Here is a 13,195-nt window from a genome sequence, read left to right on the forward strand (position 1 = left end):
TCCTTTTTACAGATGCTTTTATATGGTATTACAGTATACCGGTAGAGAAAACAATCTGCGGTATTAAGATCAGTAGCAGACTACAATACCGCCATCGGCTGCGTAGAGGGAGCTGATGCCTCCGGTCTCTGTAATTTGTACATCCTTAAATGAAAGGCGTTTCAAGATCTCTTCTTTGACAAATTCAGCACGTTTGCGATTGTTGCAATGTGCGATCATTAATGTGTGGTTTTGTGGATCAACAGCATCCACCTTGATCGCATCAGCCATCTTCATGATTGCCTTTGACATACCACGTGCCTGCGTTACTTTATCAATCTCACCATTACCATTAGATGTCATTACCGGCTTGATGTTGAGTGCACTTGCCAGCGTAGCGGTTACCGTAGAGAGGCGACCGTTTTTACGCAGAGTCTCAAGAGATTCTAAGACAAATTTTGTACCCATCTCATGAATAAACTGTTCGGTCTGTTTTATCACTTCGTCGAAAGAAAGTCCACTGCCGGCGAGTTCATTTGCTTTGAGTGCGACTAATGTCTGCCCGGAAGAGGCAGACAAGGAATCAAATACATGGATATGTTTATTTGGATGATCTTCCATATACATATTGGCTGCCAGCATGGCACTATTATAAGAACCACTCAGATGACTGGATAACGTTACCATATAAATGTCATCAGCCATCTCAAAGTGTTTAAGATATTCATCCGGTGCCGGGCAGGAAGATTTGGCACATTCGGGATAAGCATCGATGCGTCTGAGAAAATCCTGCTGATCAAAAGTATCATCATCAATTATATCGTAATCACCAATATGGATCGTCAAGGGAATATGGGCAAAATGCGGATCCTGCTTCATATCCTCCGTAAAATCTGTGCAACTGTCACATAAAATCAAATAGGACATAGTTCTCTCCAATCTGCCTGCAGAAGTCTGCGGCTGTCTACTATCAGTATGTCCGTTCATATCCAAAATAAACCGGCTTTATATTGCCGATCACCTTAAAAAGTGCCAAAAACGAACATACACAATTCTAAAACTTATAAAATGTAGTTTTTAATACTACATATATTATCATTCTTACCTTATAAAGTCAACTAAAAAGGCTTTCGAGTGAAAAATATTCACGGGATGATTTCTTGACAAATAAGAAGCATATTGCTACAATCAGTTTTAGTGTATTTAAGAGTTACATTGATGCACGGAAAGAGGTATTTCATGAAGAAGAGGATTTTATCAATTTTAGTGGATAACACTTCGGGTGTATTAAGCCGTGTTGCCGGTTTGTTTAGCCGAAGAGGTTATAATATAGACAGTCTGACAGTTGGAGAGACGCAGAATCCTGCATACTCCCGAATGACCGTAGTTGTCCGTGGGGATGACCAGGTTTTGGATCAGATTGAGAAACAGGTGGCAAAGTTAGAAGACGTTCGTGCCGTGAAGGTATTAAAGCATGGTGAGCGCGTATGCCGAGAGTTGATTTTAGTGACGGTTGCCGTAGAAGCAGATCAAAGACCGGCAGTAGTGGCTATTGCTGATATTTTCCGTGCTAAGATTGTTGATGTCGGAGTAGATACTCTGATGATCGAATTGACAGGTAACCAGAATAAGCTGGATGCATTTGTGAAGCTTTTAAATGGTTATGAGATCAAGGAGATGGTTCGGACAGGCATTACCGGACTGAGTCGTGGAGCCAGAGATATGTTTGATGAGTTTGATGTGGACTTCGACAGCTAATACATAAGTGAAACGCCATTACTTGGATGAATTTGTACTGAGACAGAATGTATCAGGGAGGTCATGCAAGACAGCGCTTTGCATAAATTACATTTTATATTTAGGAGGAAAATATAATGGCAGCAAAGATTTTTTATCAAGATGATTGTAACTTGTCCTTATTGGATGGAAAGACGATCGCTATCATTGGATATGGTAGCCAGGGTCATGCACATGCATTGAACTTGAAGGAATCCGGATGCGATGTCATCATCGGCCTTTATGAAGGTTCTAAGTCATGGGCTAAGGCAGAGAAGCAGGGCTTTAAGGTATACACAACTGCAGAGGCTGCTAAGCAGGCTGATATCATTATGATCCTTATCAATGATGAGAAGCAGGCTGATATGTATAAGAAGGACATTGAGCCAAACTTGGAAGCAGGTAATATGTTAATGTTCGCTCATGGTTTCAATATTCATTATGGATGTATCGTACCTCCGGCTGATGTTGATGTTACAATGATCGCACCTAAGGCTCCAGGTCATACAGTACGTTCTGAGTATCAGGCTGGTAAGGGAACACCTTGTCTTATCGCTGTAGAGCAGGATGCTACAGGTAAAGCACAGGATATCGCACTTGCATATGCACTTGGTATTGGTGGAGCAAGAGCCGGTGTTCTTGAGACAACATTCCGTACTGAGACTGAGACAGACCTTTTCGGTGAGCAGGCAGTACTTTGCGGCGGTGTTTGTGCATTGATGCAGGCTGGTTTCGAGACATTGTGCGAAGCTGGTTATGATCCTAGAAACGCTTATTTCGAGTGTATCCATGAGATGAAGCTGATCGTAGACTTGATCTATCAGTCAGGTTTCGCAGGAATGAGATATTCTATCTCTAACACAGCAGAGTATGGTGATTATATTACAGGACCAAAGATCGTTACAGAGGATACGAAGAAGGCTATGAAGCAGATTCTTTCTGATATTCAGGATGGTACTTTTGCAAAAGACTTCTTATTGGATATGTCCCCAGCAGGTCGTCAGGTTCACTTCAAAGCTCTTAGAAAGCTTGCTTCTGAGCATCCTTCAGAGAAGGTTGGCGAGGAGATCCGTAAGCTTTACAGCTGGAACAATGAGGATGACAAGCTCATCAATAACTAATTTGAGAAGAAAGGAGAGAATACTATGGCGGCAGGAGTATTAGTGATAGCAGTTGTTGTGGTAGCGGTTGTTGTCGTTGTTGCGGCAACGGCTGCAATTGTAGCGGCTGTAAAGAACACTTTACATGACGAGGATGAGTAGTATACTCTCTTATAATACGGAAGGGGACTGTCTGACTAAGGATCAGGGATTCAATGACGCTTAGTACGACAGTCCCTTTTATTTAAAGGATTATTACAGTTCAATAGGAAGGCAATAGATTTATGTATACATTGGAGTTTGATACAGAAATACCGAAAATATGTATTCCCATCGTTGGAACGAAAGAAGAAGAGATTATAAAGACAGCAGAGGATCTGGTTGCAGCGAAGGTGGATCTGATAGAATGGCGCGCAGATTATTGTTCGTGTATTTTAGAGGATGAGCGTCTGTGCTTGTTTCTGCGGAAACTGCGACGCAGCACGGGGTCTACACCGTTACTGTTTACGATACGTACTACTGCCGAGGGTGGTGAGCTGACAATATCTTTTGAACAATATATACATACGCTTCAAGTAGCGGCACAGTCTGAATGTGTGGATTATATTGATGTGGAGATGTTTTGGTGGGACAGAGCGCTTTCGGAATCTGAGTCTGTAACAGAAGGAACGATCCGAGAGGCAGTTCAGGCATTACAACAGCATGTGCAGGTGATTGGATCCTATCATGACTTTCAGGGAACGCCACAGGAGATGCAGATTACAAAACGTCTTTTGGCAATGCATGACAATGGTGCGGATATTCCTAAGATGGCTGTGATGCCGCAGAGAAAAGAGGATGTGTTGACGTTAATGTGTGCAACGCTGCAGGCGAAGAGACAGATACCGGACACACCGGTTATTGCTATGTCGATGGGCGCACTAGGGGCAGTCAGCCGCGTAGCAGGTGCTAATTTTGGATCAGCAGTTACATTTGGCTGCTATGGAGAAACAAGTGCACCGGGGCAGATTCCTTTGGAGGAGCTTCGGGTTGCGTTGAAGCGATTACAGATTTCATAGAAGAAGCTGTTTGTGCGCTGCATAGCGGTGTAAAATGGCATAATGATATAGTAGAAAGAAATGGAGGAGCACGGTGAAAACACAGTTAAAAGAACATATATTTTTGATCGGTTTTATGGGCGTAGGCAAAACGGCTACATCTCATGTGCTTAGTAAATTATCGGGCACAAAGGAATTTGATACCGATCAAATGATTGTGAAACAGGAGCATAAATCGATTCCGGATATTTTTGCTGAAGAGGGGGAGGAATATTTTCGCCAGAGAGAGACAGAAATATTGACAAGGCTGCGTGATCTGGAGCCGGGGATCATTTCGTGTGGCGGTGGCATGGTGATGCGCGAGGTGAACGTGGACAAGATGAAGGAGCAGGGCAAGATCGTGCTTCTTACGGCAACGCCGGAGACGATTTATGAGCATGTTAAAGACAGTACAAACCGTCCGCTCCTTAATGGAAACATGAATATACCGTATATTACAAAGATGATGGAAGCAAGAGAATCAAAGTATCGCGCAGCGGCTGATATTGTTATAGAGACAGATGGCTGTACGCCGAAGCAGGTTGCACAAAAATTACTTGAAAAATATGCTCAAATAGGATAAACTGTATACAGGATTTTGCGTAGTAATCAAGACGCATATACAATTAAGGAGGATTTTTATCATGGTATCAGCAGGTGATTTCAGAAATGGTTTGACCATTGAATTTGAGGGAAATGTATATCAGGTTATTGAGTTTCAGCATGTTAAGCCTGGTAAAGGTGCAGCATTTGTCCGCACAAAGTTAAAGAATATTAAGAGTGGTGGAGTTGTAGAGAAAACATTCCGTCCGACAGAGAAGTGCCCACAGGCGCATATTGAGCGTGCAGATATGCAGTATTTGTACAGTGATGATATGTATCACTTTATGAATGTCGAGACATATGATCAGATTGATATGACGGCGGATCAGGTTGGCGATTCCTTGAAATTTGTCAAAGAGAATGAGATGGTTAAGATGCTTTCTCATGGTGGAGAGGTATTTGCAATTGAGCCACCATTGTTTGTTGAGCTTGAAGTAACAGAGACAGAGCCAGGATTTAAGGGCGATACAGCAACAGGTGCTAATAAGCCGGCTACTGTTGAGACTGGAGCACAGGTAAATGTGCCATTGTTCGTTGAGACTGGAGATAAGATCCAGATTGATACTCGTACAGGTGAATATTTGAAGCGTGTATAATTATTACGCATAGGATAGGAGGCGCAATTCATAAGGGATCATGTATTCCTGGGGGTTGCGCCTTTTGTGCAGAAATGAGAAGAGGATAGACATGAAATATAAATTAGTCATTTTTGATATGGATGGGACGATACTAAATACGCTAGAAGATTTGACTGACAGCACGAATGCAACGCTGGAGCATTTCGGGTATCCGGTTCATTCCATAGAGGATGTCAGACATTTCGTGGGCAATGGGATCCGTAAACTGATCGAAAGGGCCGTGCCATCGGGACTTAGTACAGAACGGATTGATGAAGTATATCGATATTTTTTGGACTACTATGCGAAGCACTGTGCGGACAAGACTAAACCGTATGATGGGATTTTAGACTTGATCCGTACGTTGCGAAAAGAAGGCTGCAAAACGGCAGTTGTGTCCAATAAAGCAGATATGGCAGTGCAGGAATTGTGTAAAGATTATTTCGATGGTCTGTTTGATTTCGCTGTCGGAGAGAGAGAAGGTGTCAGACGCAAGCCGGCACCGGACGCAGTAGAGCATGTTTTGGATACCCTGCAGATCACAAAGAAAGATGCAGTGTATATCGGTGATTCAGAGGTTGATGTGCAGACGGCGATCAATGCGGGATTAGACAGTGTGATCGTTTTGTGGGGCTTCCGAGAGAGAGAACTACTAGAACAGTATGGCGCCAAAGTCTTTGCACAGGATACGAAAGAATGCCTGCGCTTGTTACAATAAAAAGGATTGGAAAAGAGGAAAAGATGAGAACAAAAAGAAAGAAACAGATCATATGGGAAGTAATAATTTTGTTTGTGCTGGTAGCAGTTGCTGTTGGTGCAGTGCAGTTCAAACGGATCCATGAACAAAAGATGGCAGAAAAGAATGCCGTACAGAAAGTAAAATCGGTAGATGATCTTGCGGGCCGTAAGATTGGTGTACAGATTGGTACAACGGGAGATATCTATTCAACGGATTATGCCAAGGAAAATAAAGGTACCGAGGTAGAGCGTTACAACAAAGGAGCCGATGCTATTCAGGCACTGAAAGTTGGCAAAATCGATTCTGTTATTATTGATGAGCAGCCGGCAAAAGCCTATTGTGAAAAGAATCCGGAATTAAAGATCTTAAAAGATGAGTTCGCAAATGAGGACTATGCAGTATGTGTTGCCAAAGGAAATGATACGCTGCGCGAGCAGATCAATCAGGCGTTGGACGAGATCACAAAAGATGGCACGATGCAGAAGATCAATGATTACTATATCGGTGTGAATGCCGGCAAAGATCGTTATCAGGCAGATCCAAAAAATCCGAAAAAGAAAAAATTGACGATGGCGACCAATGCAGAATTTCCACCATATGAATACTATGATAAGGGAAAAATTGTTGGTGTTGATGCGGATATGATGCAGGCAGTATGTGATCGCCTTGGTATGGACCTAGAGATTCAGAACATGGATTTTGATTCGATCATTACGGCAGTTACTTCCGGTAAAGCAGATGTAGGTGCCGCCGGAATGACTGTGACAGAGGATCGTCTTAAAAATATTGATTTCACCAACAAATATACAACAGCCAAACAGGTTGTTATCGTAAAAGGAACTAAGTCGGTTGTGAAGAAACAGACTTTCCGAGAGGCATTTTATAATAACTTTGTCAAAGAACATCGTTATGAATATTTGTTAAAAGGTTTTGGCAATACACTGGTTATCACATTCTTTGCAATCATTATTGGTATTGTATTTGGCCTGATCCTTTCCCTGATCCGTACCAGCCATGATCGTAACGGTTCTTGGCCAATATTGAATGCGCTGTGCAAGATCTATATCACAGTAATGCGAGGGACGCCTGCTGTTGTACAGTTGATGATCATTTATTACGTTATTTTGACTTCGGTACAAAACAAGATATTAGTGGCGATCATTGGATTTGGATTGAACTCTGCAGCATACGTTTCAGAGGTTATGCGTTCCGGTATTATGTCCGTCGATCAAGGACAGTTTGAAGCGGGACGAAGCCTTGGTTTAAACTATTGGCAGACAATGCGCAGTGTCATTATTCCACAGGCATTTAAGAATATTTTGCCGGCACTTGGTAACGAGTTTATCGTACTGATCAAGGAGACTTCTATCAGTGGATATATTGGCATGATGGATCTGACGAAGGGTGGAGATATTGTCCGTAGTATTACGTATGAAGCATATATGCCACTATTTGCCGTAGCTATTGTCTATCTTGTGACAGTAATGATCCTGTCGGCCGGTGTCAATAAGTTGGAACGTAAATTACGAAACAGCGAACGTTAATGCAGCAACAGGGGAGAATAAATATGAGTAATAAAATAGAAAAAGATAATGTTTTGATCGATGTACATGATTTGCATAAAGCCTTTGGAGAACACCAGGTTTTAAAGGGGATTGATATTCAGATCTGCAAAGGTGAAGTGATTGCGATCATTGGCCCATCCGGTTGTGGTAAATCAACCTTTCTGCGGTCATTAAATCTGTTAGAAGTACCGACAGATGGTATTATTTCCTTTGAGGGAACGGATATTACGGATGCATCTGTTGATATTGATGTCATGAGAGAAAAGATCGGAATGGTATTCCAGCAGTTTAATCTGTTTCCGAATATGACGATCAAAGAAAATATTATGCTAGCACCGGTAAAGCGGAAGAAGATGAGCAAAGAAGATGCCGAAAAGAAGGCCTTGGAGCTGTTGACACGCATAGGTCTGTCCGATAAAGCGGACAGCTATCCGTCACAGCTGTCCGGCGGGCAGAAACAGCGTGTTGCCATTGTGCGTGCACTTGCTATGAATCCGGATGTCATGTTGTTTGATGAGCCGACGTCAGCTTTGGATCCTGAGATGGTAGGTGAGGTACTTGCTTTAATGAAGGAGCTCGCTGCAGAGGGAATGACGATGGTTGTAGTAACGCATGAGATGGGTTTTGCGAGAGAAGTGGCAAGTCGTGTCCTCTTTATTAATGATGGTACTATTCAGGAAGATGAAACACCGGAAGAGCTGTTTGATCATCCTAAAAATACGAGATTACAGGAGTTTTTATCCAAAATATTATAATTGTCTTATGAAGAAAGTATTATTGGTAACGAGGGTGAGTGGTTTCATACCGCAGCATGAAATGAAACATGTGCGTATACTACAGGATATGGGATATGAGGTACATTATGCATCCGATTTTGATAATGTAGTGTATGGCAAAGATAATCACAGATTGGACGGGACCGGAGTGATAAGGCATCAGATCGATTTTGTCAAGTCACCGTTTTCACGTCAAGTGAAGAAAAGCTATCTGCAATTGGTAAAGCTTCTTATGGAAGAAGAGTTTGCAATGATTCACTGTCATATGCCGATGAGTGGAGTTGTAGGCCGCTTGGCAGCGCAGAAGGTATATCGACAGACCGGACGTCATGTGCCGGTATTATATACGGCACATGGTCTGCATTTCTATACCGGAGCGCCGCTTCGCAATTGGCTGTATTATCCGGTGGAGTATTTTTTGGCACGTTATACGGATCGGCTGATCGTCATCAATCACGAAGATTATGATAGAGCTCAGTCATTTCCGGTGCGCGGATGCGTGGTATATGTGCCCGGTGTCGGTGTGCCGCTGCCTGAAGAAACTGCTCCGAATGCCAGAGTAATGCGGGAAACGACGCCAAAGATGTTATTAAGTGTAGGGGAGTTGTCCGCACGTAAAAATCATCAGCTTATGATAGAGGCAATGGCATTGCTTCGTGATCTGGACCTGAGATATGTTATTTGTGGAACCGGTGACAAGCAGAAAATGTTACAGCAGCGTATCCTAGAGCTAGGGTTGGAGCACCGGGTCTTTCTGGCAGGATATCAGGAGAATATTTCAGAATGGCTTGCCCGTGCAGACTGTTTTGTACTGCCTTCCTATCAGGAGGGGCTTCCGGTAGCGGTGATGGAAGCAATGGCCGCAGGGCTGCCGGTGATCGCATCGGATATCCGCGGAGTGAATGATCTGATCGAGCATACCAAAGGCGGTTATTTGGTACAGGGATTTGATCCGGAAGATTATGCGGTTAAGATTCGCCGCATGTTTACGGAAAAAGATGCAGAAAGTGCAGTTCCACGTGATGTACGCAGAAACTTGATGGGAGAGTGGAACAAAAAGCGTGTGAAACAATTTTCTACACAAGTGGTGGATCAACAAATGAGAGCACTGTATCAAGAAGTGCTGCAGGAAGACAATGCAGGAAGGAGAAGGCGTTGATGGCACATACAGCAAAAGTATTGACCATTGCGGTTGCGGCATACAATGTCGCACCATACATTGCACAATGTTTGGATTCTTTTGTGGATGAGAAACTCCTTCCGGCATTGGATATTGTGGTGATCGACGATGGATCTACGGATGCTACGGCACGCATAGTGAAAAAATATATCAACAGATTTCCAGAGTCTTTTCGTCTTGTTTCGCAGGAAAATGGTGGTTATGGTGCCGCGGTCAATCATGCGCTGGCACTGGCACAGGGAGAATATTTCAAGACAGTAGATGGAGATGATTGGGTAGATACAAAAGAACTCTTGACAGTTGTATGCTATTTGATGGATAATAGAGAAAGATCAGATGTTGTCGTGACAGATTATTGTTGGGTACGTCATCGTGATGGAAAGGAAATACGCCGGATCAAGACTGATTTCGCACAGAAGCAATATCAACATATCTATTCCTTTGATGAAATAGCAGATAAGGTTTATCTTAATATGCATGCAGTGACGATTCGAACCGCCTTGCTGCAGTCGCACAATATTCAGTTGGATGAGCATTGTTTTTATGTAGATGCACAGTATGTTTTGAGACCGGTGCCTTATATCGAGACAGTTGTATTTTTGCCGGGGATAGTATATCAATATCGACTGGGAACAGATGGTCAGAGTATGAATTTAGAGAGTATGCAGAAGAATTATTTGCAGCATGAAAAGGTACTACAAAGCATTATTCGTTTATATGAACAGGAAGACAAAAGTAGTTTGGCGAAAAGAGCATATCTTGCCAAAGGGGCAGCAAAATTAATGACAAGTCAAGTTAAAATTTATTTGAGTTTTCGATCAAGCCGCCGCTGGAAAATGAAGATCAAACAGCTTGTAGACACAATCGAAGCGAACAATCCCGAAATATTTCATGCCTGCAACAACCGTGCAGTAAAATTATTATATCGCACAAACTATAGGATCTATCCTGCAGCAAGTTTCTTGTTGAGACTGCAACACACATTGCATTATAGATAAGTCACATCATGTTAGAGTTACCAAAATACAGTGAGGAGAGGACATATGGCAAGTAAGATCGAGGAGATACAGGGTAAAACGTTAGACAGAACAAAAACGGTTATTCATCATTTTATATTCCCGGATAATGAGGACATGGATTCTAATTACGCCCAGATCTATTTTCGCTGGACCAGACAGCAGCCGGAATGCAGACATGGAAAAGTTAGGATACCGGCCGATTGTTCGTTGTCGACGTGTTCCTTTTTTAATATCTTTCCAGCTGGAAAATGGAATAAATATGCGGATATTCACACTTATACATTTCAGATTTTATTGCGTGGATCGGCAAAGATTTATTTATGGGAGACCGGTTTTGATGAGGAAGAGGGGGTAGATCGTAAATTATTGGGGATGAAACGTACGATTTCCGATGAAACCAGATTATATGAATTTGGTTTTATGGCTGATGCACTGGATAATAATATATTTATTGTAATTGATGCGGAATCAGATTGTGAATTGTACGGTGGACAGGTTGTGGCAAGAACATGCTATGAGGCCAAACCGGTCAATCTTGCCATTGGAATATGTACATATCATCGGGAGGAAAGTGTGCGCACGATCCTTCAACAGATCTATACCACATTTTTTGAACAGAGTATTTTAGCGGATAACATAGGTGTATTTGTTGCGGACAATGGGGGTACGCTGACAGAAAGTGATTATCCGGACCGTGGTGTCAAAGTTATGAAAAATAAGAATGTCGGAGGGACCGGTGGCTTTGTGCGGTGTCTGTTGGAGGCGCTTGAGGATCCTAATAAAAAATGGACACATATATTGTTTTTGGATGATGATATCCGTTTGGAGCCGGAAAGCATTTATCGAACGTATATGCTATATTCTTTTATCCGACCGAATTTCCGCTGTAGTATACTTGGTGGATCGCTGATGCGAATGGATTATCCGTATATTCAGCATGCCAAAGGCGAAAGATGGATGTTTGACCATGTAGAATTCGGCAGAAACGGATTTAATCTTCTTTGTGAAGAAGATCTTATTGTCAATGAGTTGGAAAAAGATGTAGAATATAATGGTTGGTGGTATTGCGCAATGGTTTTAGAAAACAAAAAGAATGAACTTCCACTGCCATTTTTTATACATATTGATGATATAGAGTACGGAAGAAGGATGGGATGGCCGATCATGACGATGAATGGTATCGGGGTATGGCATGATTCCTTTGAGAATCGCAAACAGTCTGCGATGGAGTACTATGATATGCGTAACAGCTTGATTATGAATGCTTTATATGAACCACGTCGACCGGTAGAGGATACGTGTAAGCGTGTGTTCCGCCATTTGGTACATCAGATGCTCAAATATCGGTATGATGATCAGCTGCTGACATTGCGTGCGGTAGAAGATTTCTTGGAGGGATCGGAATATTTCAAGACACATGATCCGATCCTCGTGCATGAGGAAATCATGGAGATGGGCTACCATCCGAAAAATGTAGTCAAGAAGCTTTATGAAATGAAGGCAAGCAGAGATCCGATACGGAAGGAAGATCTGTACCGCAAGTACACGTTTTCGCTCAAACATAAGCTGACTTTGAATGGATGGCTGTTATTTGGCAAGAAGGAGTTGACGGCACTGCCAATGGGGTGTCATGCTACACATCTATATCGACTCAAAAATGTATTGTACTATGATCCGCAGAGTGGTAGTGGATTTACGGTAAAGCGTAAGAGAGGTATGGCATTTGTGACGCTGCTTCGTTATGCAAAGGCTGCTTGGAAACTAAAGAGAAAATACGAGGACACGGTTCAGGACTATGTGTTAAACAACGCAGAACTCTGTTCCAGTGATTTTTGGAAAAAATACCTGAGTATAGGTTAGAGAGGAATTATCATGCGGTTGTTTATAGCAAGAATACAGGGATTTATCAAATACAAAGACCTGATGGGACAATTGATCTTCCGAGATCTGAAACTCAAGTATCGTCGAAGCGTGCTGGGGTATTTATGGAGTATTTTGAATCCATTGTTTATCATGGTCATTATGGCAATCGTGTTTTCACATATGTTTCATCAGAAGAATATACCGAATTATCCCGTGTATTTAATGAGCGGACAAGTGTTATTTAATTTTATGAATATATCTACCCATCAGGCTCTTGGGGCAATTACCGGGAATGCAGCACTGCTTAAAAAGACGTATCTTCCGAAATATGTATTTACCGTCTCTAAGATCACCAGTGGATTAATAGACTGCATTTTTTCCTTTGGAGCGCTGCTGATCGTTATGTTATTTACAAAAGGATATTTTTCGTGGTACCTGCTGCTGTTCCCTATTGTAGTAGCACAGTTATATGTGTTCAATATTGGTCTGGGAATGTTGTTAAGCGCAGCAAACGTATTTTTCCGGGACATCCAGTATATTTATAATGCGATAACGACAGCATGGATGTATTTGACTCCAATGTTTTATCCGGTAGAGTATTTGCCGGATAAGCTGCACTGGCTCGTCGTTCATCTCAATCCAATGTATGCATATGTTACACAGCTTCGATGCCTGACTCTGTACGGAGTATTTCCGGATCCGCATATGGTGCTGTACGGATGCATTGATGCCTTCCTAATGCTGCTATTTGGAACATGGATCTTTACGAAAGGACAAGATCAGTTTATCCTATATATATAAAACACACACTTCACACCTCCAAAATTTGTTCAAGGACCACATAATAAGTAACTCATACTTCCCATACCGGAAGTTATTTCAAAACCACATATTGCTTATTA

13 protein-coding genes are annotated in these 13,195 nt (G+C 42.3%); 12 read left to right on the forward strand and 1 reads right to left on the reverse strand.

Going from position 1 to position 13,195, the window contains the following annotated elements:
• Positions 1-69 precede the first annotated feature (69 nt).
• The gene (locus tag DXB73_RS08790) at positions 70-906 is read right to left on the reverse strand and encodes a DegV family protein (protein WP_022024079.1); all 837 of its coding nucleotides are present in this window, start codon (positions 904-906) and stop codon (positions 70-72) included.
• Positions 907-1,218: 312 nt separating this feature from the next.
• Here DXB73_RS08790 and ilvN point away from each other — a divergent pair, with 312 nt between their 5' ends.
• The 12 genes from ilvN to DXB73_RS08850 all read left to right on the forward strand — a co-directional run bounded on the left by ilvN (position 1,219) and on the right by DXB73_RS08850 (position 13,094).
• Positions 1,219-1,737 (forward strand): acetolactate synthase small subunit, encoded by a 519-nt coding sequence (ilvN, locus tag DXB73_RS08795; RefSeq protein ID WP_022024341.1) that lies wholly within the window; start codon positions 1,219-1,221, stop codon positions 1,735-1,737.
• 116 nt (positions 1,738-1,853) lie between these two features.
• Positions 1,854-2,876: a ketol-acid reductoisomerase gene (gene ilvC, locus DXB73_RS08800; protein ID WP_118690846.1), complete on the forward strand. Its 1,023-nt coding sequence runs from the start codon at positions 1,854-1,856 to the stop codon at positions 2,874-2,876.
• Between the two features lie 263 nt (positions 2,877-3,139).
• On the forward strand, positions 3,140-3,913 hold the full coding sequence (gene aroD, locus DXB73_RS08805; protein ID WP_118690847.1) for a type I 3-dehydroquinate dehydratase: 774 nt from the start codon (positions 3,140-3,142) through the stop codon (positions 3,911-3,913).
• Between the two features lie 73 nt (positions 3,914-3,986).
• Entirely contained in the window at positions 3,987-4,514 is a 528-nt protein-coding gene (locus DXB73_RS08810; protein WP_118690848.1) for a shikimate kinase, read from the forward strand.
• Positions 4,515-4,575: 61 nt separating this feature from the next.
• Positions 4,576-5,130 carry an elongation factor P gene (gene efp, locus DXB73_RS08815; RefSeq protein ID WP_022024346.1) on the forward strand — a complete coding sequence of 185 codons (555 nt, stop codon included), beginning with the start codon at positions 4,576-4,578 and terminating at the stop codon, positions 5,128-5,130.
• A 91-nt stretch (positions 5,131-5,221) separates the two neighbouring features.
• Positions 5,222-5,869 carry an HAD-IA family hydrolase gene (locus tag DXB73_RS08820; RefSeq protein WP_118690849.1) on the forward strand — a complete coding sequence of 216 codons (648 nt, stop codon included), beginning with the start codon at positions 5,222-5,224 and terminating at the stop codon, positions 5,867-5,869.
• A gap of 23 nt (positions 5,870-5,892) precedes the next feature.
• Positions 5,893-7,434 (forward strand): ABC transporter substrate-binding protein/permease, encoded by a 1,542-nt coding sequence (locus DXB73_RS08825; RefSeq protein WP_118690860.1) that lies wholly within the window; start codon positions 5,893-5,895, stop codon positions 7,432-7,434.
• A 53-nt stretch (positions 7,435-7,487) separates the two neighbouring features.
• The gene (locus DXB73_RS08830; RefSeq protein WP_182448281.1) at positions 7,488-8,210 is read left to right on the forward strand and encodes an amino acid ABC transporter ATP-binding protein; all 723 of its coding nucleotides are present in this window, start codon (positions 7,488-7,490) and stop codon (positions 8,208-8,210) included.
• Between the two features lie 7 nt (positions 8,211-8,217).
• Positions 8,218-9,390, forward strand: a complete 1,173-nt coding sequence (locus tag DXB73_RS08835) for a glycosyltransferase (RefSeq protein ID WP_182448280.1) — start codon at positions 8,218-8,220, stop codon at positions 9,388-9,390.
• Positions 9,390-10,409 carry a glycosyltransferase family 2 protein gene (locus DXB73_RS08840; protein WP_118690851.1) on the forward strand — a complete coding sequence of 340 codons (1,020 nt, stop codon included), beginning with the start codon at positions 9,390-9,392 and terminating at the stop codon, positions 10,407-10,409. Before DXB73_RS08835 ends, DXB73_RS08840 begins: the two co-directional genes overlap by 1 nt.
• A gap of 45 nt (positions 10,410-10,454) precedes the next feature.
• Positions 10,455-12,290 (forward strand): glycosyltransferase, encoded by a 1,836-nt coding sequence (locus DXB73_RS08845; protein WP_118690852.1) that lies wholly within the window; start codon positions 10,455-10,457, stop codon positions 12,288-12,290.
• A gap of 12 nt (positions 12,291-12,302) precedes the next feature.
• Positions 12,303-13,094, forward strand: a complete 792-nt coding sequence (locus tag DXB73_RS08850; RefSeq protein ID WP_118690853.1) for an ABC transporter permease — start codon at positions 12,303-12,305, stop codon at positions 13,092-13,094.
• Positions 13,095-13,195 lie beyond the last annotated feature (101 nt).

Origin of the sequence: Clostridium sp. OM05-6BH (assembly GCF_003481635.1) — a bacterium.
Classification (GTDB): domain Bacteria; phylum Bacillota; class Clostridia; order Lachnospirales; family Lachnospiraceae; genus Butyribacter.

Coding starts and splice junctions, on each gene's coding strand:
- DXB73_RS08825 (WP_118690860.1), top strand. CDS start 5,893: ATGAGAACAAAAAGAAAGAAACAGATCATATGGGAAGTAATAATTTTG.
- DXB73_RS08840 (WP_118690851.1), top strand. CDS start 9,390: ATGGCACATACAGCAAAAGTATTGACCATTGCGGTTGCGGCATACAAT.
- aroD (WP_118690847.1), top strand. CDS start 3,140: ATGTATACATTGGAGTTTGATACAGAAATACCGAAAATATGTATTCCC.
- DXB73_RS08790 (WP_022024079.1), bottom strand. CDS start 906: ATGTCCTATTTGATTTTATGTGACAGTTGCACAGATTTTACGGAGGAT.
- efp (WP_022024346.1), top strand. CDS start 4,576: ATGGTATCAGCAGGTGATTTCAGAAATGGTTTGACCATTGAATTTGAG.
- DXB73_RS08835 (WP_182448280.1), top strand. CDS start 8,218: ATGAAGAAAGTATTATTGGTAACGAGGGTGAGTGGTTTCATACCGCAG.
- ilvN (WP_022024341.1), top strand. CDS start 1,219: ATGAAGAAGAGGATTTTATCAATTTTAGTGGATAACACTTCGGGTGTA.
- DXB73_RS08845 (WP_118690852.1), top strand. CDS start 10,455: ATGGCAAGTAAGATCGAGGAGATACAGGGTAAAACGTTAGACAGAACA.
- DXB73_RS08820 (WP_118690849.1), top strand. CDS start 5,222: ATGAAATATAAATTAGTCATTTTTGATATGGATGGGACGATACTAAAT.
- DXB73_RS08850 (WP_118690853.1), top strand. CDS start 12,303: ATGCGGTTGTTTATAGCAAGAATACAGGGATTTATCAAATACAAAGAC.
- ilvC (WP_118690846.1), top strand. CDS start 1,854: ATGGCAGCAAAGATTTTTTATCAAGATGATTGTAACTTGTCCTTATTG.